The sequence below is a fragment of the Photobacterium sp. DNB23_23_1 genome, from assembly GCF_052873815.1.
This window is the reverse complement of record NZ_JBNNXT010000030.1, coordinates 21291-45420: the sequence shown is the minus strand read 5'-3', so window position 1 is coordinate 45420 and position 24130 is coordinate 21291. Positions and strand designations below refer to the sequence as shown.

The window sequence follows — 24130 nt, the reverse complement described above, 5'->3', positions numbered from 1 at the left end:
TCTGGTGTGTTACTTTTCTGCGCAATCTCAGCAGCACATTTCTGAGGCACATTGTATCAAGCGGTATTCGGGCTGATTGCCACTTGATGCGCCGTAGGTACTAACCTCTTGGGGTTAGTAGAAGGGCATTAATAGTGCGGACCTGTAGGCATAACGCAGGCGCATATTGAAGGAACCCAACAGTGAATACTTTTACGCTTATTACTCTAATCAGCTTTGTCTTACCCAATTGCAGTATTATTACTGAGCCTTGATCGTCCCGATCACAATCACTGGTATTTAACTTTCTGATCACATGTTGCTGCTTTTAGCGGTAGGCATTTAGGCAAAACGTTGTCTTGGTAATCAGTTTGTTTCGGTCACGCCGAGAGCAACAGCAATCGGTTGTTTATAGTCAATGCATCGATGAAAGATGCAACTGCACCGAGTCTTGATACTTTCTCCAGTTCGCACCAAGCACATCACCATTAATCAGGAGATGCTTGTAGTGCTGAGCAAAAATTACTTTTGATATTGATATCAATGGGGAGAATAGCAAGGGGTGCGGTGTTTCAAATGGAAAATAACATGAGTAATGTGTTTGACCTTGACGAGCTAAAACTCGCTTCTAATGTACCTGTTGTACATGATGTTTATGATTTAACGCCTGATGAGCTGCTGCTTAGTCAAGAGCATTATGAATCCGAAGTACGCTCGTATCCACGTCGCTTGCCACTGGCTATTGCCAAGGCTGCAGGTGCACTGGTCGAAGACAGTCGTGGTCAACTGTTCCTAGACTGCCTAGCAGGTGCAGGTACGTTGTCCATGGGATATAACCACCCTGAAATTAATCAAGCGATTGTCGATCAGTTGCAAGCTGGCCTTCCGTACCAGACGTTGGATATCACCACGCCGGTAAAAGATAAATTCATCAAGGAGTTAATGAACTTCCTTCCCGATGAATTCGCAAAGAATGCCCGTATTCAGTTTTGTGGCCCATCAGGCGCAGATGCCGTTGAAGCCGCGATCAAACTTGCCAAGCAAACAACTGGCCGCAATACCATGGCTGCCTTCCATGGTGCATATCACGGCATGACCAATGGCACCATGGCAATGATGGGTAACCTCAATACGAAAGCCCGTCGTCAAGGCTTGATGTCTGATGTTCATTTCCTTCCTTTCCCGTACAGCTTACGCTGTCCGTTTGGTATGCACGGTGATGAGGGTGCCAAGCAAACGCTTCGTTACATCGAGCGGATGCTTAATGATGACGAAAGTGGTGTACAAAAACCTGCGGCAATCATCGTTGAGCCTGTTCAAGGCGAGGGTGGGGTGATCCCTGCGCCTGCGTTCTGGTTACGTGAATTACGCCGTATTACTCATGAACACGGTATCCTGCTGATCTTTGATGAAATCCAGTGTGGTATCGGTAAGACCGGTTCTAACTTTGCTTTTGAAGAGTCTGGCATTACCCCTGATATTCTGTGTTTGTCTAAAGCGGTAGGTGGCGGCCTGCCAATGTCGGTACTTATTTTTGATAAGTCAATTGATACCTGGAAGCCGGGGGAGCACACTGGCACTTTCCGTGGTAATCAGCTGGCAATGGCTACAGGTGCTAAAGCGCTTGAGATTATCCAGCGTGATAACTTGGTTGAGCACGCTCAAAAAGCAGGTCAATACTTACGTGAAGGTCTGGAGCGTATTGCTCAATATACAGACTGTATCGCAGAAGTACGCGGCAAAGGCTTGATGCTGGGTATGGAGATCTGTAAAACCGACGGTTCGAAGAACAAGTTCGGCGAGCCAGAGGCAGATCCAGAACTGACCATCGCTATTCAGCGTGCAGCGCTAGAACGTGGCCTGATCATCGAAAAAGGTGGCCGCCAGGGCTCTGTATTGCGTTTCCTTCCGCCATTGATTATTTCTTATGAGCAGTTGGATTTTGCTATTGATACAATGAGCAAAGCGATAATAGCTACTGCAGGTCCAGCCAAGATAAAAGAGCCTGTTGTTGCTGAAGCCGCTGATTGGCGTCAACATTTCATCCACACAGGCAAAGGCGGTGCGGAGAAGTTCGAAGCGGCATTAAACCAAACCACGCAAGTGCTTAAGAATGTGTTTGAGAGCGCAGATGCACCTTACTCGGGCATGGATCCTCAGCAACTGAAATCGATGATCAATAATATTGATCTTGATAACGAGCAAATGCCATTAGATTTGGTGATAGAGCAAACCGGTGAGCTTATTGCCAAGAACTCTATCATGGTTCAGCACCCGCATTGCATAGCCCACTTGCATACGCCGCCATTGCTACCAGCGGTCGCAGCAGAAGCCTTTATTGCAGCCCTGAATCAGTCGATGGACTCTTGGGATCAGGCTAGTGCTGCCACTTTTGTTGAGCAGAAAGTTGTCGATTGGTTGTGTGAGCTATACCAGCTTGGCAGCCTAGCTGACGGTGTGTTCACCAGTGGTGGTACGCAGTCGAACCTTATGGGTTTGTTGTTGGCACGTGACTGGGCGGCTGATACGATTTCTGGTCATAATATCCAGAAGCAAGGCCTACCTGATTACGCAGCCAAACTGCGTATTCTGTGCTCGAAGAAATCTCACTTCACGGTTCAAAAGTCAGCGTCGTTAATGGGGCTAGGTGAAAATGCAGTCGTTACTGTGGACACCAATCCCGATGGTACTATCAAGTTAGCTTCACTGGTTAATACCATTGAAACACTGAAAAACGAAGGTCTGCTACCCTTTGCTATGGTGGGTACGGCGGGCACGACTGACCACGGTGCGATTGACGATCTAACCGGTATGGCAGATGTTGCCCAGCAACACAACCTATGGCTGCACGTTGACGGCGCTTATGGCGGCGCATTGATTTTGAGCCGCCACAAGACTCGCCTACATGGTATAGAGAAGGCTGACTCGGTCAGTGTCGACTTCCATAAACTGTTTTATCAGCCAATCAGCTGTGGTGCTGTACTGATTAAAGACAAAGAAAACTTCAAGTACTTGCTTCACCATGCAGACTACCTTAACCGTGAGGATGATCTGTTGCCAAACTTGGTGGACAAGTCAATTGCGACCACTAAACGCTTCGATGCCTTGAAGGTATTGATGACAATGCAATGTGTGGGCCCTCAGGCACTGGGTGCGATGTATGACCACCTTCTGAACCAGACGCAGTTGGTCGCAGACATGATTAACCAGTCAGCAGAATTTGAACTGTTGGCTGATCCGGCGTTATCAACCGTGTTGTTCCGTTATATCGGCAACAATGATGCGTTGGCATTAGATGGAATTAACAAACAACTACGCATTGACGCACTTGTTGAAGGCAAGGCTGTACTGGGTGAAACCGTGGTAGAGGGCAAAGTTGCTTTGAAGTTCACGATTCTAAACCCATGTTTGACTATGCCTGATTTTGAATCATTACTAACAGAGATCAACCTTGTTGCAGCTAAGGCTGAACGTAAACTAGGTTTATAAACAGGTACGGCATAGCTGGTAAAGTGGCTGTGCCGGAACGCTTACTCATTTAATTATGGAATAAGAAGAAATGGCAATTCTACAGATTGGTGCTGGTGGTGTTGGCTGGGTAGTTGCGCACAAAGCGGCTCAGAATAACGAAGTTCTTGGTGATATCACGATTGCATCTCGCACTATTGGTAAGTGTGAGAAGATTATCGAGTCGATCAACAAAAAGAACAACTTGAAAGACCCATCAAAGAAACTTGAAGCGCGTGCTGTTAATGCAGATGACGTTGACGCGCTAGTAGCACTTATCAAAGAAGTTCAGCCTGATCTTGTGATCAATGCTGGTCCTCCTTGGGTCAACATGACTATCATGGAAGCATGTTACCAAGCGAAAGTATCTTACCTAGATACATCTGTCGCGGTAGACCTATGCTCTGAAGGCCAGCAAGTGCCACAAGCGTACGACTGGCAGTGGGGCTACCGTGAGAAGTTCGCAGAAGCGGGCATCACTGGTATCCTAGGTGCAGGTTTTGATCCAGGTGTAGTATCGGTGTTCGCGGCCTATGCGGTTAAGCACCTGTTCGATGAAATCGACACGATTGACGTGATGGACGTTAATGCCGGTGACCACGGCAAGAAGTTCGCAACCAACTTCGACCCAGAGACTAACATGCTGGAAATCCAGGGTGATTCGTTCTACTGGGAAAACGAAGAGTGGAAACAAGTACCTTGTCACTCACGTATGCTTGAGTTTGACTTCCCGAACTGTGGCACACACAAAGTTTATTCAATGGCGCACGATGAAGTTCGCTCAATGAAAGAGTTCATCCCAGCTAAACGCATTGAATTCTGGATGGGCTTTGGTGACAAATACCTGAACTACTTCAACTGCATGCGTGATATCGGCCTACTAAGCCCAGATCCGCTGACACTGCACGATGGCACTGTTGTTCAGCCACTTCACGTGCTTAAAGCGCTTCTACCAGATCCTACATCACTAGCACCGGGCTACACTGGCCTAACGTGTATCGGTACGTGGGTACAAGGTAAGAAAGACGGCAAAGAGCGCTCTGTATTTATCTACAACAATGCAGATCACGAAGTCGCATACGAAGACGTTGAGCACCAAGCGATCTCTTACACCACAGGTGTACCAGCGATCACTGCAGCACTTCAGTTCTTCCGTGGCAAGTGGGCAGACAAAGGCGTGTTCAACATGGAACAGCTAGACCCAGATCCGTTCCTAGAAACCATGCCTGAAATCGGTCTTGATTGGCATGTTCAGGAGCTGGAAGTCGGTCAGCCTGACATCAAAATCCTGAAATAAGGCCCTGAGCTGGTTGTTTCTCTCCATGGCGGTGTCGGAAGTACTCATTTATGTTTATAAACTCCGTGCTTCCTCCTAGCCCTGAAGAGAAACACCGGCGCTCAGTACCTTATTTGTCGTGAATTAGAGGTGACTAAGTGTTGTTTAAAATTCCGGCGAAATCTATTCAAAATAGATAGAAAGTAAGAACAGAAGGGAGCAGCTACTGCTCCCTTCTTGGATAAGATTCTGAAATCGGTTGTCCTATCAATCGAAATGAGGGACTGTTGAGAGTCGATATTTTCCTGTTTTGTCCTGTCTGAACGCAGTGAGTTACAAAATAGGGAAATATTGAATCCAACATCCTTACAGACACAGCTTGAGTGTGTGAGAAAAAATGACATTTAAGAAAGAAGAATTGAAAACACCTTACTTCATGATTGATGAAGATAAGCTGATTGCCAACTTGGAAAAAGCCAAGCAGCTCAAAGAGCTTTCGGGTGTAAAATTGGTATTGGCCCTGAAGTGTTTCTCGACGTGGGGGGTGTTTGACATCATCAAGCCATACCTCGACGGTACAACCAGCAGCGGCCCGTTTGAAGTGAAACTGGGTTACGAAACCTTCGGTGGCGAAACGCATGCATACAGTGTGGGATACAGCGAAGATGACGTCCGTGAAGTGGCAGAAATCTGTGACAAGATGATCTTTAATTCTCAGAGCCAGCTAGCTGCTCACCGCCATATCGTTGAAGGCAAAGCGTCACTGGGTCTGCGCCTTAATCCTGGTGTTAGCTACGCCGGACAAGACTTGGCCAACCCGGCGCGTCAGTTCTCGCGCTTAGGAGTACAGGCTGATCACATCAAACCAGAAGTATTTGATGGACTTGATGGTGTGATGTTCCACATGAACTGTGAGAACAAAGATGTCGATGCCTTCATTGGCTTACTTGATTCAATTTCAGAGCAGTTCGGTGACCACCTTAATAAGCTTGATTGGGTGAGCCTGGGTGGCGGCGTGTTCTTTACCTGGCCGGGTTATGACATCGAGAAACTGGCACAAGCCCTCAAAGCCTTCTCTGAAAAACACGGTGTTCAGCTGTATCTTGAGCCGGGTGAAGCGATTATTACCAAAACCACAGATCTTGTGGTGACTGTTGTCGATATCGTTGAGAACGTTAAGAAGACTGCTATCGTTGACTCAGCGACAGAAGCACATCGTCTAGACACACTTATTTACGACGAACCAGCTTCTGTACTGGAAGCTAATGACAACGGTGAACACGAATACGTGATCGGATCATGTTCATGTTTAGCCGGTGATCAGTTCTGTGTGGCTAATTTTGACCAGCCACTAAAAATTGGACAGAAGCTCCATATCCTGGATAGTGCTGGTTATACCATGGTGAAACTAAATTGGTTCAATGGTTTGAAGATGCCATCAATTTACTGCGAGCGCAGCAATGGTGACATTCAAATGCTGAACGAGTTCGGCTATGATGATTTCAAGCGTTCGTTGTCGCAGTGGTCAGTCTCCTAATGTGATTTTGTTGGGCTTTAGGCTTAACAAAAAAACCGCCCAGTACGCTGTACTGGGCGGTTTTTTTATGACAATTTGAACGGTGTCAGCAGTTTTTTCTGGTCTGTGGCAAGTTGAGAAAGCTCTTCACTTGCTGCTGTAGATTGTGATATGCCCGCGACATTTTGATGAATGGTATTCACGGTAGCCGTCACATTCTCTGAAATAGATAAAGCGACCTGAGCCTGTTCTTCAGCGTTTTGAGAAACGAGCGCACTGACTTGATTCATCTCATCAACTGAGTTGGAAATATTGCTAAATGCTTCGCTTAACGCCTTTGATAATGCTTTGGATTGTATTAATAAGTCAGCATTGTTTTCCATATAGAGGAAAGTGGTTTGTGTATGGGATTGGAGTTTATCGATCATTTCTTTAATGCTTAATGTCGATTGCTGTGTTTTCACTGCCAATGCTCTGACCTCATCGGCCACGACGGCAAATCCGCGACCTTGTGATCCCGCACGAGCGGCTTCAATTGCAGCGTTCAGCGCAAGTAGATTGGTTTGCTCTGAAATCGCGTTGATCACTTCAACAACATCGCCAATGTCATTGGAAAAGAGTTTCAGTTGTTTCACAACAGTGACAGAATCGGAGACCGATTGCTCAATCTGATTGTTCAGCGATTCTGTTTGGCGAAGAGACTCATCACCAATAGAAACATTACTAATAACCGCAGAAGTAATGGAGTGGGCTTGATTTGCCTGCGTAGTGACTTCTTGAGCAGAGCTTGTTAATTGTTCTACTGCCGCTGATACGCTCTCGACCTGAGCCAGCTCAGAGTTGGCATTTTGCTGAGCTTGCTGCATAACAACCGCGAGCTCTTCCGATGCAGAAGCAACATTATTGGCAATTTTCGACATCTCGCTAAAGGAGGCATTGAGGTTTGCAGACATGGTTAATACGTCTCGGTAAATCCCTTTTTCTTCGCCTTGAGGGTGTGTTGTCAGATCACCTTTGCTAATCAACACTATTTTCTCAGAAATCGTCTGGGGTTCGCCACCGACATAGTTGTCAGTAAATTGGTAGATGATAAAAATAATGTATAGCGATGAGGCTAAGCACAGCAACATAACGATAGAAATAAGTTGCTTCGCAGACTGAGCCTCAGAGAGGCTGTCTTGGTATAGTGCTTGGGCGATAGACTCTTGAATAACGGTCAGTTCAACACCTATTTCAGAGAGCCTATCGACGTGTTGATATAATTCACCAATAACCGAAGCAGGCATCGGGGACTGCATAACACGATCTAAGTAGCGCTCAACGACATTTTTTTGTCGCTCAAAGCGAGAAGCAATAGCTTGTTCTTCCACTGTTAAATACGTATTCATGTAGGCAGACCATTGTTCGTCAACAGCAACTAATCCAGATTGAATAGAGGAGCGCATTTCTTGTTGTGATAGTATTCCAAGGTGGTGTTTGTTGAATGCGTCAATAATATTGACTGCGAAGGTATCATTAATCACCTTTAGTTGCCCCATAGGGATAACTCTATCTTTATATAGCTCACTTGCTTTGTCATTAATTTGGTTGAGTGATATGCTATTCGCAATAAAAATTACGCCAAACGCCAATAAATTAACAGTAAAAAGTAAAATCAGTCTTATTTTCATAATTATGTTGTATTGCTGAAAAACAGCCATGTATTTTAATGATATATACTTACACTGTTAGTATCATTCATTTTTATTATATTGATGTAATTCAAGGAATGTTTTTTTATATTTTAAATACAAATGGTTATGTTAGCGTGTTTGCATTGCGCAATTGTAAGATTATATTACAGAGTGATATTTTCTTTCATATATTACATTTTCACTCGGATGTAGCAAAATAGAGCTATCATATTGGTTTGGAATATGTTCATAAAGGTGATTGATTTTATAAAATACTCAAACAACACGGTAAGGCGATTTTATTGTTTCCCCCTTCTTTGCTAGCCTATCAATCGAATGTGAAAAGCACACTACTTCCCAAAATGCAGGGTTGATTTACAGGCGTTCTAGTATGACAGTGTTTGGGACTTATTAGCGTTTATTTTGCCGAGGCGGGCTAGCGCAATCCATTGGATGTGGTGAAAATACCATCGTTGATGTAGTGCTTGAATGCAAAGTGACCAGTTGATGGTGTTTAGATTAATTTCTTGTTGACTCAATTGCTCCAATGCGTAGAATGCACCTCATACCACATCGGGGTACACCTCGTAGGTATCGAAGGCGCGTTGGCAGAGTGGCTATGCAGCGGATTGCAAATCCGTGGACCTCGGTTCGACTCCGGGACGCGCCTCCATTTGCGACACTAGCTCAGCTGGTAGAGCGCAACCTTGCCAAGGTTGAGGTCACGAGTTCGAACCTCGTGTGTCGCTCCAAATTTCAGGAAGATGTGCTAACACGAGGAACCTCGTGTACCTAGTCGGCCACGTCTCTCCATACATAGAAAAGCCCTAGCAGAAATGCTGGGGCTTTTTTGTTTCAGTCTCTCCTTCCGCTTACGTTATACCAACCTACATAAATATTTGATCAACGACTTATCCAGATTGGTATTATCTTTCTGCTCGCTCCTTATCCCATTTGTTACCCCACTTGTTATACTTACTTGAGTCGATTTAATATCAATCACTTAGTTTGGTATGAAGCAGGGAGCAAAGATGAAACTCAATTGTGATATGGGCGAGAGCTTTGGCAGTTGGACGATGGGCAAGGACGCCGACGTGATGCCATACATCGACATGGCTAATATTGCCTGTGGCTTTCACGCCTCTGATCCGGATCATATGGCCAAGACCATTCAACTGGCCGTTGAGGATAATGTCGAGATTGGTGCCCACCCAGGTTATGACGACAAAAGTGGTTTTGGGCGTCGTTCAATCCCCCATAGTGCAGAGGCAATCACCCGTTTGGTTGCGTATCAAATCGGTGCGTTGGATGCGCTATGCCAGTTATATGGCGGTGAGGTGAGTTATGTGAAGCCTCATGGTGCGCTATATAACGACATGATGGCAGATGAAGTGGTCTTCACCGCGATTATTAATGCGGTTGCTGATTTGAATCGATACCGCACCTCACCGCTGAAACTCATGATTTTGGCCCGCCGTGATAACCATCAATATACTGAACTCGCGGCACAACTGGGCGTCGAATTACTTTTCGAAGGCTTTGCAGATAGGGCATATAGTCATGATGGATTGTTGGTGGCGAGAACTCAGGCTGGTTCGGTATACCATGACAGCCGTCGTATCCGCCAACAAGTTGCAGAACTTGCCAAGGGCAAAGTTACCACCATTGATGGAAAAACGCTGGTGTTACATGTTGATACGGTCTGTGTTCACGGTGACAATGATGAATCCATAGCGGTTGTTCGACAACTCGCCGAGGATCTTAGCCATGTTAAGAATTGAAGCCGTATCGGAGTGCAATGCTATTGTGTACTTCGGCGATCAAATTGATCTCATGCTTACTCCTAAGATCAGCGTGTTCGTGGCTCACCTTCAGTCTTTGGCTCATCCTGCCGTTGTAGAGGTTATCCCTTCATATACCTCGGTGCTCATTCAATATCGCCCCGGTGTGCTGAGCTATGAACAGCTATATAGCTTGCTCGTGGACTATCTGGCCCAGTTTGAGGGAGGGTCGGTTGAAGCTCTTGAGATGGAAGGAAGCTATCAAGCCAAACTAATTACATTGCCGGTGTACTATGGGTCAGAGGTTGCCCCTGATTTAGCTACGATAGCGGATGAAAAAGGCTTTAGCATCGAGCAGGTTATTCACCTCCACTCTGAGCGTACCTATACGGTTTGTGCTATCGGCTTTGCACCGGGGTTTGCCTTCCTCGCTCCCGTTGACGACACCATTGCAACCCCTCGCCACGTTGAACCCAGGAAATGGATCCCATCCGGCAGTGTTGGTATTGCCAACCAGCAGACTGCAGTTTACCCCAATGAATCCCCTGGGGGCTGGCAGATTATCGGCAACTGTCCGCAAACCTTGTTCCACCCCGACCAATCACCGATGGCCCCTTTTCAGGTCGGTGATCAGGTGAAATTTACCCCTATCACCAAAGAAGCGTTTATACAGCAAGGAGGGCAAATATGGCCGCAATGGAAGTGATCCGCCCGGGAATGCTAACCCTTATTCAAGACACCGGGCGCTATGGTGCTGGGGGGCAGGGGCTTAGCCAAGGTGGAGCGGTTGATTTGCATGCCTATTGCTGGGCCAATTATTTGTTAGCCAATAAGCCAAATAGCGCAACGTTAGAAATTACCCTAGGTCAGGCTGAATTTCAGGTTTTACAAGACGGCCAAATTGCTGTCACTGGCGCTGATATGCAACCGACCATAAACGGTTGTACTTTACCTATGTGGCAAAGCGTTGCGGTAAAAAAAGGGCAGCGCCTTGTTTTTGGTTTTGCCCGTTCAGGCTTACGGGCATATTTGGCAATACAAGGTGGTTTTGATGTGCCCTTGATTATGGGAAGTGCCTCAGCAGTACCTCGTAACCAACTAGGTGGATTTCACCAAGGGAAGGGGCTTAAAAAAGGCGATATGTTACTTGCTAAGCAGGTTTCGATGGGGGGGCTAAAAAGTCTAAATGAGCAAGCTGTCAACAGGCAAACCTCAGCCCGATTCATTCCCGATTACAATAAGCCGATTGAGCTCCGAGTGATTGAGTCATACCAGTACCAAAGCTTCCCCGAAGGTGAAATGCAGCGCTTTTATGCTGGGCGCTATACTGTTAGCCAGGAAACCGATCGTATGGGTTGCCGGTTATCCGGTGAGCCGATTTATGCAGAAATTGAAGGCATTGTTTCAGAAGGTATTGCACTTGGCGCGATTCAGATCCCTCCAAATGGACAGCCCATTGTTTTGCTTAATGACAGGCAAACCTTGGGAGGGTATCCCAAGCTGGGCTGCGTCGCTCGTATTGATTTGCCTCGGTTGGCTCAAGCAAGGCCGGGTACCGAAGTGGTGTTCAAACGTGCTACATTGGACGAGGTTACTGACCAATGGCTGCAGTTTTCACGCTTTTTTGGTTTATTCCTTTGAGTGAAAGATTAGAGAGGTATTTGCAGGTTTATGTATATCTTTGGTTACGGAAGTTTGATTAACCACGCTTCTCGGTTGTTAACCGGGCAGGCGAAAGAAGCACAACCCGTTACTGTTCATGGTTTGCAACGCTATTGGGGAAAAGTCGATAGCACTTACCATATTTCACCGCTTGTAGCAGCGCCCGGCGAAGGGGTCTGTAATGGTGTTCTGGTCAGGGTGGATGAAAAGGCGTTGCAGCAGTTTGACCGTCGTGAAAAAGGTTACCGTCGAATAGAGCTGGATCCTACTCAGCTAGAGAGTTACCAGCCGATAGAGGGCCATTTACCGGTGTGGGTGTATACCAAGGCGGATCATGAGCCTCCCTGTCATATCCAGCCGATCATGCAAACGTATGTCGATACTGTACTCGCAGGGTGCTTCTCAATATCGAGCTCTTTTGCCAAAACATTTGTCGATACCACCCAAGGCTGGCATCATCCTTTGGAAAATGATCGCCACGAACCGAAATATGGTAATCATGCGGGTGTCCGGGATGATCATTTAGTGCGGATCGATCAACTTCTCGAACAGGTAAGAACAAAGCATCAACATGGCAAAACCTAACAAGAAAGGCCCAACTAAAACTGTCGATATTTATTGCGCAGGCTGTAAAACCCAGCTGTATAAATACCGCAAAGGAGGCAAGGGGGCATTGGTGAAGTGTTTCAAGGAGCGAATAGTCAAAGACTTTACTCAGCAGGAAGGCATATGTCCCAACTGTGAACACGCCTTTGCCAGAGACACTCTGATACGCGGTGCACCGGCCTTGAAAATGATCGGTGGCAAAGTCACGATGAAGTAGCCCGATAGCCAAGGCGAAATAATGGATTGGGGTTAGGGAGTCGTCGGTGTTGCGTTCATTGATAATTGACTTGTCGGGGGACAGTTTTTTTTATGGCTAAGTAAGACGGCTTTTAGATCTAATATCTTGCGCTTATAAGTGGCACGGACCAGTTGGTAATCCACGTCCGGCGAGAACCACATGACAAACTGCCTGTCGCTTTTCCTTACTTGCTCAACTCTGATAGTATTGATACTACCGAAGTTTGAGTTGATCCTCTCTCTTCCTTTGACCTGAAAGTAGTAACGGTTAACGTCGTCTGTGTCTTGCAGGTTATATTCAAACTGTGTTTTTCCTTCGATCAACCCCAGCCTCAGTTGAGTGCCTATTGCATCGGCATCAAGCAGGGGGAGGGCATCACTGGAAAAAGATGACACTTTCCCATCAACAGTGACTTTGGATGACGTTCCGTTACCGTTAAATGAGACCTCGGTTTTACCACCCAATAAGCCTTTGACTTCGCGCCGGAAGCCTTTTGAGAGAAAGCTCTGTTGCTCTTCTGACCAGAAGACTTGGCTTTGTTGGTTGAATCGGGTTTTTGTCGCCAGTACTTCGATATTACTGTAGGCGTTTATTTGGACTTGTTTGTCCTGCCAGCGTAACACTCTGGTCATCTGGCCAATTCTTAAATTATTGAAAAAAAGCTGGTAGTTGAGTGTTTTTGTGCACTGATGAAAAACTGGAGCCGGCTCTGCATGTGTTTGGGGTGAAGCGAAGGTGGCAAGGTAAGCCAGTAAAAGCAAAAAATGGTTAACCTGCACACTGACACCTTCAAGAAACGAGACGTTGGACTATGTAATTAAATTAGCAGGGCTAGCGGTAATATGCCAAATTGGCCTGTCTCACCAACAGACCAATAGGGTTTATTCGAAGCGAGGGTAACGTACTATTTTAGGAAGCGTTTGAGGATTTTACCTGTCGCTGTCATTGGCAGGCTTTCGACAACCTCAATCAGGCGGGGGTATTTGTAATCGGCCAAGCGCTCTTTACCCCATGCAACCAATTCTTTGTTGGTTGTCGAAGCATCTTCCTTCAAGATCACAAATGCTTTTGTTTCTTCACCATAGGTTTTATGAGGAACCCCAATAACCGCAACCATTTGAACATTAGGATGGGTCATAAACGTTTCTTCAATATCCCGCGGGTAAATATTAAACCCGCCTCGGATAATGACTTCTTTCAAACGGTCGACAACATACACGTAGCCATCATCATCCATCCGGACGATATCACCGGTGTGCAGCCATCCATCCACAATCGTTTTCGCCGTTTCTTCAGGTTTTTTGTAATACCCCTTCATGACATTATGACCACGGATCAGCAGCTCCCCTTTTTGGCCACGAGCTTGCTCTTGGCCTTTGTCATCGACCACTTTCATTGTCACGCCTGGCAAAGGTTGGCCAATACTGCCTGGTTTGCGTTTGTACTCCAAATGGTTGAAAGCAGCAACCGGTGATGACTCCGACAAGCCATAGCCTTCAATGACAGGCACCTTTAGCTTTTTTTCGAATTGCTTGAGGAGCTCGACGGGCATCGAAGCACCTCCTGAGATAGCGACTTTCAGCTTAGCTGCGATCTCGTCAATATCATCACTGCCATGTTTTTCGGCAAAGGCGAGCAAGCCCATAAACATGGTCGGTACGCCTGCCATGTGGGTGACTTTATGGCGATGCATTTGCTGGAGAACGTGCTTCGGTACAAAGCGCGGGATCAGAACGAGTGTACTACCGGCAAGAATTGACGTGTTCATGATCAGCGATTGGCCGAAGGTATGGAATAGCGGCAATATAGCAATACTGACATCTGAGCCTTTCTGGTTAGTCAGTGCTTGGCAGGCTTGAGCATTACACAGCATGTTGCTCTGGCTCAGTTCGGCACCTTTGGCTCGTCCAGTGGTACCTGAGGTGTAGAGGATTACACAGGTATCTTCTGCCCGACGGTAAACGGCTTCAAATTGTTGGCTGCCTGACTCAAGCCATTGATTAAAGCTATGGGCGCCGTCAGGAAGCGGGTCACCACTTCCTGACTCAATGGAAATAAAGTGCTGGCAGTTTGGTGTTTGGCTAAACCCTTCGTAGCAATATTCACCACTGGGTAAAACGCTGTTGCCTTGGAAACTGATGATGGCAACGGCATCGGAGTCATTCAGGTGGTAAGCCACCTCTGGTCCTTTGAGCATAATATTCAGTGGGACAGTAACGGCACCGACTTTTTGAATTGCATAATAGCCTATGACAAAGGCTGGCATATTGGGACAAGAGATAGCGACTTTGTCGTCAGGTTTGATGCCGATTTTATACAAGTGGCTAGCAATGGCATTAACCATTTGATCCAGTATCCTGTAGTTGATCTTTTCATCGTTGAATATCAGTGCAGTGTCGTTTCCACGGAATTCGGCGTTGCGCTCAAGGTTGGTGGCTAAATTGTACATATTCAAATTTCTTGTAGGTATTTGTTTTTATTGTAAGCCGTCACTGAGGTAACAGCTATACCCAAATGGCTTCAATTTGCAGGATTCAGAGCTACATCAAGGTGTCCAGTTTCCAAAGGTATGTGACTCAGAAATGAGTGTCTTGATGAGTTCAAAAAGGGCGAGCTACTTTCATCCTATGTGGTGTCTAAAAATATAGATAAGCTTGTCGGTATTGATTAATCCTTTAAAAATGAATCTTTTTTGTCATTAGTGTTAATTTTTCTTGATGCTATTATTTCTTTACATTCAATTGGTTATAAATTCAATGTTGATGGTCAGAGGTGTGTTAATTTGAATGTGATAATAAGTCTTTGAAATGTAATGATATAATAAAACGCACATAGTGGTTGTTTGTGAACTTTATAAGTCCGATATTTGACGATTTTCTTAACGCATCCTATTTTTATTTGGGCTCAATCAATAGAGGTGTGTAAAGATGAAGAAAATGAACTCGGCTTACCGCTTAAAAATCATCAAAGAAGTTGCGACTCGTCGCCGATTGACGATAGGTGGTGACCCAATGGCATGCCACATATCTCGGATGATTGAATCTAACAACCAAGAGCCCACGATAGTCGATAAGCACTACACCGACTGCCATTACGATGATTCGGCTGGTGGCTGGGTCAGTAACCTGTGGGATCAGGAAAAATAGCTTGATAAATTAGAGGCTCATCGAGCGGTATGTCACCGCTCGATAAATGTGGAGAGTACAGTAATTAGTCTTTAATTCGGATATTTTCTGGTACAAAGGGGACGACTCAGGTACATTTCTCCCGTCTTAAATTGTTAGGTCGTCCCATGAACTACGTAGAGTTAGATAACTATTCCCGAAAGTGGATTTTTACCCACGCCTCCATGCCTGTAGCCGAATCAGATTTGGCGTTAATCAAGCCATATACTCAGGCTCGATCTTCTCAGATTTGGGGCGAGCATGTTAGCCGTCAAAGTCCTGATGCCGATCATTTCGAGAAAGGTGATTGGGCACACAATGACAAAATTTGGTCGGAAGACATTGACTGGCAAGCTGCCTGGGATAGCGATGAACCTGAGTTACCGGAAGAAATGCTGGCTTTTCTGGATTGGGAAGATAACACCACAGTGTACTTTTGCTACGAAAAATATAATGTAATCGAAACCAAGTGGGGCGTGTTCAAGCGCAATTGGAAAAACTTTTTGTTTTTTGATGATGGCCCTATGCTGCTAGGCCGTAAAAAAACACACGTTGTTTGGTTTAGCTCTAAGGGAACCTTCCGTTTGGCGAATCGATAGGCTTAAGCCGATCCCACTGATTTAATCATGAAACGCACCACCGCTGTGACTGTATACCCAAGTAGCTTGAAGTCATTTGGGTATATACTCAATCATTATTTGCTACTGGCTCTTTCTCTAGGTGATGAGAAGGCAGGTAGTGAATGAGCTGGCCTTTTCCTTTTAATTTTGCTTTATACATCGCCTTATCTGCCCGCCTCAAAATATCATTGATATTCTGATACTCATTACTCTGAACGAGGTAGCTACCAATACTCGCTCCGATGTTCAGGTGATAATTTTCAATCTTTATCGGTACAGAAATAGACTGCATGATTTGTTGGCAGGTGTTCTGTATTGTTGAAGGGCCTTGGTCTTCAGATAAAACAATGACGAATTCATCACCGGCTATGCGGGCGACAACATCATGGTCGTTGACGGCTTGGGTGAGACGATTGGCAATAGTGATCAGTACTTGATCGCCTATGCCATGACCAAAGTTGTCGTTGACGCTTTTAAACCCGTCCAAATCAAGAAACAGCACGCAGAAGGAATGCCCTGACAGTTGTTGTTCACGAAGCTTGTCGTAAAGGGTTTGATATAATTTGCCGCGATTTGGCAAGTTTGTCAGTAAGTCATGGTTGGCCTGATATTCAAGTTGCTTCATTTTTTTCATAGAGCGTAAATCTGAGCCAATTACGACGGTTTGCTGATCCTGGCTATTGGGTTCGTTGATTTCGCTGATCCTAATGTAGAGGGGAAGTTCCTGGCCATCGTGGGTCAGGAGGTTGATTTCACCATGCCATTGCGTTTGGGTGGCCAGCGCTTCTTTTATCAAAGGGACTATGGGAGCCAATTTATCCTTATCGATAATACAATGATAATGCTGGCCCAAAATGTCGCCCTCGCTGAAACCTGACAGACGAACAAACGTCGTATTGACCATAGTGATCCTAGCGTTACGGTCAAACAATAAAATGGCATCCTGGCTGTTGTCGAACACTTTGGTGACGAGCTTTTGCTGTCTATCGGCACGTTGGCGCTCAGTCACGTCTTCAATGGCAAACAGTGCCTGCTGCTTATTCCTAAGAGGTCGGCTTACCAGCTGAAATACTTGAATTTCATGAGAGTGGGCACGGCTTTCAATGACCAAGTGCTCAATGATTTTGTGCTTATCGAGACTGTTATTCAGTAACCGTTGGAAGGCGTCTCGTTCAGTGGGTTGCAGAATATCGATCAGCGGTTTATTGAAAATCTGAAAGGACGATAATTCGAACATGCTTTGACAGGCTTCATTAGCCAGTGTGATCACCCCTTTGCTGTCGACAACAATCAGGGCGTGCTGCACCGTTTCGATCACCTCATCGGCAAATGCTTTTTCTATCGCGAGCTTTTGCATGGCATTTCGAAGCTCTACATTACGCTGGTTAATAGTGTTTACCATGTTGTTGAACCCAAGAGTTAATTCCTTAAGCTCGTTATTGATCAACTGGCTGTGGGGTATAGGTCGGTGTGTGTCCCCTTTGATCAACCGACGAATGCCTTTGTTGATTTCGGTGATCGGCGTAACCACCCAATGCTGGATCCGGTTGATAAAATACATACTAGTAATGATTAATATAAGAAACAGAAACAGGCTGACTTTTAGGCGGGTTATTAGGATCTCATTGATTTTATGTAATGAAACGGCAAGGTGGATATGAGCAATTTCTTCATTGTCAATGGTGACAGGAACGATGAGGTAGAGGTTGTCCTTACCAAAATGGTATCCATTTTGACGGATGTTTTGTTGCTGTACTCCATTCGGAATCACATAAGGCAGTTGTTTGTTTTCGAATTCTACAAACAGTGAGTGATCCGGCAATTCGAGGCGAGCTCTTGCGATTAAACTGTCAACTTTCAAGGCTGACAGGATTTCTTTGGCGGCAAAAGTATCATGGAACAAAACGGGAGCCGATAAGTTGCTTCCGACGCCTTTGGCAAGTACCTGGGTTCTCGATACAAGGTTTTCGCGCTCGATAGTCAGGTAGCTTTGGTAGCTGATAAATTGAAATCCGATCAATACCAGCAAGTTAAAACTCATAATAGGAAAAGACAAGCGTTGGTTGAGGGTGAGGTTTTTGAGCCACTTATTCATGGTTACCCCCGCTTTCTTCATGGGAATCTTCGGTCAGTAAGGCAATACGTAATAGCAGTGAACTCACTGTTAGCTGACCAAGGTGTATATTGTCGCGGTGAAGAGCTGGTTTAATTTGATAATTCAGTGTTCGTAATTCAATCATTCCCCCCTCGGAGAGCATATTGGGTGAATCACTAATAGTGAGTAGGCCCTTGTATTGTGGTAGGGGCGTAATAGGTTGAATGGCATCATGGGTAATAAAAAGAAGGTCACAATGCAATGCTGCATCTGTTAGTGAAGGCGTTGCATTAAGCTTCCCTCTTGAGCCCGGCTTTGAAAACAACGCGTCTAAACTGCGGGTCGTCTCATCTTGACCTAGGGTGCAATATTTTATGTTGTTCTTTTTTCCTTCAGGCCAGCGAATAAAGCTTGCCAGACGGTAGACATAAACAGCCTTAATATCGTGTTCAGAAAAGCTCTGGCTGTGCTGGTTTTTTGCTTGTGCAGCCCAGCTTAATGGCAGAGCCAAGCAAGCGAATGTGGAAAGTAAAGTTGGGCACCATCGACGAAGCATTATTGGAGCCCCCAACTTGCTTTGAGAAATACCGTTTGCTCTATGCGAGCTCCACTTCTGCGGATCAACATTAACAAGTCTAACTGTGAAAAGGGTACTGGCATAATATAGCGACCTGTCAATAAGAGGTGGGGTGAGGTAGTGAGATAATAAAATAAAACCTTTAAATTTGAATTTTTATGTTGATTTTTACTTGATTGGTTTTATTGCTTATAGGGATGTTTCGCTAGGTGTGGCGATGAGCACTATTGGTCTTTGGAATATAAGGAGCTAGGAAATTGTCACAACGTCTCACATACAGAGATCTTTACCATTTGCGGATTGAATTGTGACCTTTATGGGTTAAAAGTACCCCAAAATTGTAGGGGGTGAAGCTGATAGTTGTCCGAAAGCGTCAAAAAATTGAGTATGATATTTTGCGATAGTGATCACGTAATGGTGATGCTGAAGAGCAGAATCACTTTCTTGCTGTGAATAACTGGTCGATGTTTTGTGTCGCTTTTGTCATGTTTTGTGGTGACGAGTGCACTGAATGTTGGTTTGAAAAAAGAGGTTGTTGTTGGGGTTTTCCAGTAGCGATAAAAATTCTGGCACCGAGTTTGCTCGTTCTTATTTCTATCGGTAAAGATGATGGGACCAATGTTGCCATTTGTTGGTGGTGAAGTTGACTGCCGCTGATGTACACGCTCCCCGAGCGTAAATAAACAAAGCCGACACGTTGCTCTGGATCGGTTTCAAAAGACCAACAGCCATAAGGAGCGATCATAATATCGAGGAAAGTCATTGGAATACTATACTTAGCAGGGCTGGCTGCGCCTTTGTAACGACCGATAATCACTTTTGTGGTGGAGTCGTGCTCCTCAATCAATGGCATCTGAAGCGCTTGCAAGTTAACGCAGCTAGCTGGTGCCATTTCGGCTTTTCCTGCTGGCAGTAGCGTACCAAGGCTGAAGGATTCCACTTGACCATTTTGTGGGGTCATGACTTCTTTGTGAATGACACCGTCGCCTGATGTCATGATGTGTACATCGCCGCTGGCAAGCGTAACATGGTTACCGGTAGAGTCATGGCGGCTGATCTTACCTATAACGGGGTAGCAGACAGTATCGATACCCGAATGGCTTTGGTAGTCGAGTCGCTTAGCATGAAGCAATGCTTTAGCCGTGAAATGATCCCATTGTACAAACGGGTTGAGTTCTTCAAGTTCTGACGGCTTGATAAAAGTGGTCTGGATACCACACTTTGTGCCAAAGCGAATTTTATGTACGGTTCTTGTTTTTTTCATGGTGTTAACCAAGATCGTGATGCGGCGATGAGCATGAAATCAAACCAAAAAGCCAAGTCTAAGAACATGCTGCAATCATGAAATTGATACAATAAATCTTAGACGCAAGACAGTTGCTTCACCATGCTAATTTATGAAAAAAAAACAAAAACATTGAGATAATTGAAATATAAAAAAACGGAAACCAACATGGTTTCCGCTTTTATGTTCTCATCTAGCAATTAGAATGTGCGGCTGTATTGTAGACCAACAAGGATCGCATCTGAACGGGTCGTGGCAGAGACACTGGTGCCGATGTCACCTGCTGGTGTTTCAATCCCCATGAACTCATCGACTTGGGTATCTTTACCGATGAGGTAGGTGGCACCAAAGTCGATATTCGAGCGTGAGTCAATGTGGTAGGTGAAACCAGCAGAGAGCCACTGACGATCTGAATCTGGGATCGAAATTGATTTAACTTTGTCCGTGGCAGCAACGTCATACATGTAACCGGCGCGTAATGTCCAGTCGTTATTTAGGTAATAAGTACCACCGACTGAGATGTGGCCTGCATCTTTCCATGCATATTCTTTTTCAATTCCGGCCATTTGCAATGTATCAAAGGCACTCCATTGTACCCATTGCACACTATAGTGGGCTGCAAATTTGTTATGAAGGCGGTGGTAGCCAGAGAACTCAGCCATGTCTGGTAGTGGCATATCCAACTTATCAGTGCTTCCTGCAACTGTATCGACATCGCCTTTGGCTGTTACGGTAGGGCTATAGCGGTAGGATAGACCAAATCGGTGATTGTCGTTTAGCTCATAAACAACACCGACATTACCACCAACCGCAAAGCCAGATGCATCGACATCAAGAGCGTTGAATTTTTGATCGCTACATTGAATGTTCGGAATCAAACCACTACTTACATTTTGACAGTATTCAAAATCAATATCGCGCTTAAGCTTACCCATACCGTAGATAAGATCCAGGCCGGCACCGAAACTCCACTGGTCATTCAGACGGTAAGAAACACTTGCACCTAAATTCATGCTCTTAATGTCGGTTGTACCGCCAAATACAGAAGCGGCAAAGTCATCTTTAAACTCAGTACCAGTACCAAAGTTAGAATAAGCGGAGACACCCCATGACCATTGATCGTTTACCGGTACAACTAAGAAGAAGTTTGGCACAACAGATGTACCGCCTAGATCGTCAGTACCTGAAATATCAAACTCATTGGTGCCAATTGGCAGGCCTTCAAGGAGCTTCATTTGGTTATAGGTACCGTCTTTAATACGTACGTCGGTTGCAATAACAGTAAAACCCAGTGACATGCTGGTTTCTTTGAACATTGCCATGGTCGCCGGATTACGAGCCATTGAAGATGCATTATCGGCAATAACAGCATCACCAGCAAAGGCACGGCCAAGGCCAGTTGCAGATTGACTATTAAGTTGGAAACCTGCTGCCATGCTTTGCGCAGACGCAAGAGAAAGTGCAGTAAGAACTGCACCGGATAACAAACGCTTCTTGAACATATAGAATTCTTTTGTATTTATGTAATTAGATTTATTAATGCATGTGCATAAATTCGTGGGAATTCTAGATGGGAGTATAAATATAACAAATCTGACCAGTGATTCATTATTTGTTATAAAGGTGTTGGAATTATTAAATGCACTCGGGAAGGTTCCGTTAGAATCAATATAATTGGTTATTAGATGATTTATGATTTAAATAATAAAGTAAATACTCTATAATTGATTGTTCTGGAAATAAACCAACATCGGGTAGCCTTTTAACTGATTGTTATTTTGTGTTTTTATTCTTGAGTGATTAAGAGTTAGCAGTAATCAGCCGTTATGCTTATTGTTTGTATTTCATTGCTTTCACTTGTTATTATCCCCAGTGTTCGGCTTTATTTTTAATCACATAACTTATTGAATTTCACTTTAATATAATTATTTGTACTGTTCTTAACTTGTTATTTGATTGCGTATTATTACTTTGTTTTGTTGGTGTTTTATACGATTTAAGTGTCGGGAAATAATAAATTATTACAAAATAGTTTGATTAGCTTTATTTCTATTGATGAGCCATGGTTTGAACCTCTCTTTACACTGTGATCTTCCTTCAAAAAGGTGAGCCTATACCCATTCCACATACACGACTTTAGCGGGGATTTGGTGCTGCTGGAACATTTTTAACCAACGTATTTGGTTATTTTGCAATGTGTCTCCGGGGCCTTTCACTTCAGCAAAACAGTATTGTTCATCTTTGAGCAAGATTAAATCGGGAAAGCCGCTGCGGTTGCTCTTTGGATCAAACAGTATCCGTTTGAAAATAGCGGTTAACACTGTTGCCGGAATGCAGGATACAGCCTGTGTGATGATATCATCAGATATCAGTCCCCAATGTACCCAGTCATTACTGATTCCTTGCTTGGTACGATACATCTCTAGCCAGTGCTGCCATTCTCCTGCTTCCAAGGCTGCCAAGCGTTGATCGATCTGTCGCTGGCGGTTTAGATAAAACGTTTGGGTAAACATATCTTTTGGTGAACGTTGAAACGGATTGAGGAAAGCGCCGTGTTGAGGTGAGAAGATAATGTCCCACATTGCTAGGCCGAATAAGCCACAGAGTAGAGTATTTTCAAGGAAATAAGCTTGCCAGCCTTGCTGCTGATAGTAAGCACAAACATCCAGTTCAACACTGGCGTGTTGTTGGACAAGCTGGAGTGTTTCGCTATCGAATTTGGGTTTTCTTCGTGGTGGTTGTTTATCACCAAGCTTGTTGAGTAAGCGGTGGGTGAGGACTGCTGCGACATCCGCTTCTTCTTCATTATAGGGAGAAGCCAGCATCATTTTGGCTAATGTCAGTGATGGCTGAATACAGCCCTGCTTGTCGAGGATCCTGACTTGCCTTTCTCTTGATGGTGGCCGTTCACTTTGCTGATAGAGTATGCGAGCCTGCTCCAGTCTTTCTGGGTATTTGCTGCCCAGTCTTTCAATATCACGGCTAACGTGATTGATAAGTTGTTGCCTTTTTCGCTCTAGTGGATGCCAGACAAAACGAGTGGGTAAAGACTCAACCATAGCCGTAATAGCCGCGATATCTTTAGCCTCTTTGTATTGCCAATATTGATCGTTAAGGGCTGATAGTTTGAGCCATTGTTCGATATCCTGCCGGTGTTGGAATAGCCTGTAATTTGGATCTATCGGGTAGTCCTCAAACTGTTGAAGACCAAGATCAGCCAAAACAAATTGGCTGAGATCTTGATGGCTATTGCCAAAAAACAACAAGAAAAATACGTCGAGATGGTGATTATGGTAAACCTCGATTAACTGCGTCGAGTGTGTGCTGATGTTTGGCTGGTGGTTGATTACTTGGACGACAATATCGGGTTTCTTGGCTTGTTTATAACGGGCAAGAAAATCAAATAACTGAATCAGCTCAGGTTTGGTGTAGAGCGCACAAAAGGCATCATAGCTAAGATCTGTTGGTGCAAGGCGAATCATTTTAGCTTGCTCTAATTCTATGAAAGCAGCAGAAAGTGGGCCAATTTCAGGATAATGGATTTTATCGCTGCGAAAATAAGGCCCTTTACGGGTGAGGAGGCGGATATACAGACATTGTGAGGCTTTACTGAGATCATGGAAGGAGTCATACCAGTTCTTTTCCTGTCGACTCAGTAGATCGCCGTATAAATTATTGACAGTATTAATCAAGCAAAGGAAATTATCTCGATAATAAGTCTCTGGTAATTCGGTTTGTTTAGTCATATCAAATTATGGGTTATTGGTATCAAGGTTGTCATTATGCAATGCCCGTATTAAGGAAAGCTAATAACCAAGACTTGAAACATATCATCTTTTTGTTTCAATGGCTTATCTCTATTATGGGTAGACTTGGTTTTTACTCCCTCCCTTTGATACATAAGTTGGCTATTTGGTGAAAACAAATCCAATCTTCCTATATCTAGGATACCTTATATTATCGTTATTGGGTTTAAATGCTGTGGCAGAGCAACGACCTGATAATGGTTCTGCTTGGGTAAGGGCTTTGTTAAGCCGTTAGTACGACCATGACGTATTACTAGCATCACTTGGGGGGATACTGTTAGTGATGATAGTGGTTTGAATCAGGCGCTTTTTTTCCCGATAGCGGTAGGGTAAAGTGTGACGATA

Annotated in this window: 18 protein-coding genes and 2 tRNA genes; 12 read left to right on the top strand and 8 right to left on the bottom strand. The window is 44.8% G+C overall.

Going from position 1 to position 24130, the window contains the following annotated elements; translation table 11 throughout:
* Positions 1 to 567: 567 nt before the first annotated feature.
* The 3 genes from ACVA53_RS17405 to nspC all read left to right on the top strand — a co-directional run bounded on the left by ACVA53_RS17405 (position 568) and on the right by nspC (position 6299).
* Positions 568 to 3468 carry a diaminobutyrate--2-oxoglutarate transaminase family protein gene (locus ACVA53_RS17405; RefSeq protein WP_446505788.1) on the top strand — a complete coding sequence of 967 codons (2901 nt, stop codon included), beginning with the start codon at positions 568 to 570 and terminating at the stop codon, positions 3466 to 3468.
* Positions 3469 to 3538: 70 nt separating this feature from the next.
* Entirely contained in the window at positions 3539 to 4783 is a 1245-nt protein-coding gene (locus ACVA53_RS17400; protein WP_446505787.1) for a carboxynorspermidine synthase, read from the top strand.
* Between the two features lie 376 nt (positions 4784 to 5159).
* Entirely contained in the window at positions 5160 to 6299 is a 1140-nt protein-coding gene (gene nspC / locus ACVA53_RS17395) for a carboxynorspermidine decarboxylase (protein ID WP_446505786.1), read from the top strand.
* Positions 6300 to 6364: 65 nt separating this feature from the next.
* Here the strand turns inward: nspC and ACVA53_RS17390 are convergent, their stop codons facing one another.
* The gene (locus ACVA53_RS17390; protein WP_446505785.1) at positions 6365 to 7948 is read right to left on the bottom strand and encodes a methyl-accepting chemotaxis protein; all 1584 of its coding nucleotides are present in this window, start codon (positions 7946 to 7948) and stop codon (positions 6365 to 6367) included.
* Between the two features lie 602 nt (positions 7949 to 8550).
* Here ACVA53_RS17390 and ACVA53_RS17385 point away from each other — a divergent pair.
* The 7 genes from ACVA53_RS17385 (at position 8551) to ACVA53_RS17355 (ending at position 12217) form a co-directional block, all read left to right on the top strand.
* Positions 8551 to 8624 (top strand) — tRNA-Cys (locus ACVA53_RS17385).
* A 3-nt stretch (positions 8625 to 8627) separates the two neighbouring features.
* A tRNA-Gly gene (locus ACVA53_RS17380) sits at positions 8628 to 8703 on the top strand.
* A gap of 279 nt (positions 8704 to 8982) precedes the next feature.
* Positions 8983 to 9732 carry a 5-oxoprolinase subunit PxpA gene (locus tag ACVA53_RS17375; RefSeq protein WP_446505784.1) on the top strand — a complete coding sequence of 250 codons (750 nt, stop codon included), beginning with the start codon at positions 8983 to 8985 and terminating at the stop codon, positions 9730 to 9732.
* A complete protein-coding gene (gene pxpB, locus ACVA53_RS17370) occupies positions 9719 to 10438 on the top strand; it encodes a 5-oxoprolinase subunit PxpB (RefSeq protein WP_446505783.1) in 720 nt (239 codons plus the stop codon). The genes ACVA53_RS17375 and pxpB overlap by 14 nt, the downstream gene beginning before the upstream one ends.
* Positions 10420 to 11373 carry a 5-oxoprolinase subunit C family protein gene (locus tag ACVA53_RS17365; protein ID WP_446505782.1) on the top strand — a complete coding sequence of 318 codons (954 nt, stop codon included), beginning with the start codon at positions 10420 to 10422 and terminating at the stop codon, positions 11371 to 11373. Before pxpB ends, ACVA53_RS17365 begins: the two co-directional genes overlap by 19 nt.
* A 30-nt stretch (positions 11374 to 11403) precedes the next feature.
* Positions 11404 to 11979 carry a gamma-glutamylcyclotransferase family protein gene (locus tag ACVA53_RS17360; RefSeq protein WP_446505781.1) on the top strand — a complete coding sequence of 192 codons (576 nt, stop codon included), beginning with the start codon at positions 11404 to 11406 and terminating at the stop codon, positions 11977 to 11979.
* The gene (locus tag ACVA53_RS17355; RefSeq protein ID WP_446505780.1) at positions 11966 to 12217 is read left to right on the top strand and encodes a hypothetical protein; all 252 of its coding nucleotides are present in this window, start codon (positions 11966 to 11968) and stop codon (positions 12215 to 12217) included. Before ACVA53_RS17360 ends, ACVA53_RS17355 begins: the two co-directional genes overlap by 14 nt.
* 32 nt (positions 12218 to 12249) lie before the next feature.
* Here ACVA53_RS17355 and ACVA53_RS17350 read toward each other — a convergent pair whose 3' ends face one another.
* Positions 12250 to 13017 carry a DUF3108 domain-containing protein gene (locus ACVA53_RS17350; RefSeq protein ID WP_446505779.1) on the bottom strand — a complete coding sequence of 256 codons (768 nt, stop codon included), beginning with the start codon at positions 13015 to 13017 and terminating at the stop codon, positions 12250 to 12252.
* A gap of 125 nt (positions 13018 to 13142) precedes the next feature.
* Positions 13143 to 14687: a long-chain-fatty-acid--CoA ligase gene (locus ACVA53_RS17345; RefSeq protein WP_446505778.1), complete on the bottom strand. Its 1545-nt coding sequence runs from the start codon at positions 14685 to 14687 to the stop codon at positions 13143 to 13145.
* 478 nt (positions 14688 to 15165) lie between these two features.
* On the opposite strand from ACVA53_RS17345, the gene ACVA53_RS17340 reads away from it, so the two are divergent.
* Positions 15166 to 15384, top strand: coding sequence for a hypothetical protein (locus ACVA53_RS17340; RefSeq protein ID WP_446505777.1), 219 nt, complete (start codon positions 15166 to 15168; stop codon positions 15382 to 15384).
* Between the two features lie 146 nt (positions 15385 to 15530).
* Complete coding sequence (locus ACVA53_RS17335; protein WP_446505776.1) at positions 15531 to 16001, top strand: DUF2947 domain-containing protein; 471 nt, start codon at positions 15531 to 15533, stop codon at positions 15999 to 16001.
* 88 nt (positions 16002 to 16089) lie between these two features.
* Here the strand turns inward: ACVA53_RS17335 and ACVA53_RS17330 are convergent, their stop codons facing one another.
* The 5 genes from ACVA53_RS17330 to ACVA53_RS17310 all read right to left on the bottom strand — a co-directional run bounded on the left by ACVA53_RS17330 (position 16090) and on the right by ACVA53_RS17310 (position 23725).
* A complete protein-coding gene (locus tag ACVA53_RS17330; RefSeq protein WP_446505775.1) occupies positions 16090 to 18117 on the bottom strand; it encodes a diguanylate cyclase domain-containing protein in 2028 nt (675 codons plus the stop codon).
* Positions 18110 to 18673: a YfiR family protein gene (locus ACVA53_RS17325; RefSeq protein ID WP_446505774.1), complete on the bottom strand. Its 564-nt coding sequence runs from the start codon at positions 18671 to 18673 to the stop codon at positions 18110 to 18112. The genes ACVA53_RS17330 and ACVA53_RS17325 overlap by 8 nt, the downstream gene beginning before the upstream one ends.
* Positions 18674 to 19130: 457 nt before the next feature.
* Positions 19131 to 19958 carry a pirin family protein gene (locus ACVA53_RS17320; RefSeq protein WP_446505773.1) on the bottom strand — a complete coding sequence of 276 codons (828 nt, stop codon included), beginning with the start codon at positions 19956 to 19958 and terminating at the stop codon, positions 19131 to 19133.
* A 221-nt stretch (positions 19959 to 20179) separates the two neighbouring features.
* On the bottom strand, positions 20180 to 21481 hold the full coding sequence (locus ACVA53_RS17315) for an outer membrane protein transport protein (protein ID WP_446505772.1): 1302 nt from the start codon (positions 21479 to 21481) through the stop codon (positions 20180 to 20182).
* A 609-nt stretch (positions 21482 to 22090) separates the two neighbouring features.
* Positions 22091 to 23725 carry a VRR-NUC domain-containing protein gene (locus ACVA53_RS17310; RefSeq protein ID WP_446505771.1) on the bottom strand — a complete coding sequence of 545 codons (1635 nt, stop codon included), beginning with the start codon at positions 23723 to 23725 and terminating at the stop codon, positions 22091 to 22093.
* Between the last annotated feature and the right edge of the window lie 405 nt (positions 23726 to 24130).

What these genes read in the sequence shown, in the direction of transcription:
- ACVA53_RS17310 (WP_446505771.1), bottom strand. Translation starts at nt 23,725, where the DNA reads ATGACTAAACAAACCGAATTACCAGAGACTTATTATCGAGATAATTTC.
- ACVA53_RS17405 (WP_446505788.1), top strand. Translation starts at nt 568, where the DNA reads ATGAGTAATGTGTTTGACCTTGACGAGCTAAAACTCGCTTCTAATGTA.
- ACVA53_RS17365 (WP_446505782.1), top strand. Translation starts at nt 10,420, where the DNA reads ATGGCCGCAATGGAAGTGATCCGCCCGGGAATGCTAACCCTTATTCAA.
- ACVA53_RS17315 (WP_446505772.1), bottom strand. Translation starts at nt 21,481, where the DNA reads ATGTTCAAGAAGCGTTTGTTATCCGGTGCAGTTCTTACTGCACTTTCT.
- ACVA53_RS17375 (WP_446505784.1), top strand. Translation starts at nt 8,983, where the DNA reads ATGAAACTCAATTGTGATATGGGCGAGAGCTTTGGCAGTTGGACGATG.
- ACVA53_RS17340 (WP_446505777.1), top strand. Translation starts at nt 15,166, where the DNA reads ATGAAGAAAATGAACTCGGCTTACCGCTTAAAAATCATCAAAGAAGTT.
- ACVA53_RS17355 (WP_446505780.1), top strand. Translation starts at nt 11,966, where the DNA reads ATGGCAAAACCTAACAAGAAAGGCCCAACTAAAACTGTCGATATTTAT.
- ACVA53_RS17360 (WP_446505781.1), top strand. Translation starts at nt 11,404, where the DNA reads ATGTATATCTTTGGTTACGGAAGTTTGATTAACCACGCTTCTCGGTTG.
- pxpB (WP_446505783.1), top strand. Translation starts at nt 9,719, where the DNA reads ATGTTAAGAATTGAAGCCGTATCGGAGTGCAATGCTATTGTGTACTTC.
- ACVA53_RS17325 (WP_446505774.1), bottom strand. Translation starts at nt 18,673, where the DNA reads ATGCTTCGTCGATGGTGCCCAACTTTACTTTCCACATTCGCTTGCTTG.
- nspC (WP_446505786.1), top strand. Translation starts at nt 5,160, where the DNA reads ATGACATTTAAGAAAGAAGAATTGAAAACACCTTACTTCATGATTGAT.
- ACVA53_RS17330 (WP_446505775.1), bottom strand. Translation starts at nt 18,117, where the DNA reads ATGAATAAGTGGCTCAAAAACCTCACCCTCAACCAACGCTTGTCTTTT.
- ACVA53_RS17400 (WP_446505787.1), top strand. Translation starts at nt 3,539, where the DNA reads ATGGCAATTCTACAGATTGGTGCTGGTGGTGTTGGCTGGGTAGTTGCG.
- ACVA53_RS17390 (WP_446505785.1), bottom strand. Translation starts at nt 7,948, where the DNA reads ATGAAAATAAGACTGATTTTACTTTTTACTGTTAATTTATTGGCGTTT.
- ACVA53_RS17335 (WP_446505776.1), top strand. Translation starts at nt 15,531, where the DNA reads ATGAACTACGTAGAGTTAGATAACTATTCCCGAAAGTGGATTTTTACC.
- ACVA53_RS17320 (WP_446505773.1), bottom strand. Translation starts at nt 19,958, where the DNA reads ATGAAAAAAACAAGAACCGTACATAAAATTCGCTTTGGCACAAAGTGT.
- ACVA53_RS17345 (WP_446505778.1), bottom strand. Translation starts at nt 14,687, where the DNA reads ATGTACAATTTAGCCACCAACCTTGAGCGCAACGCCGAATTCCGTGGA.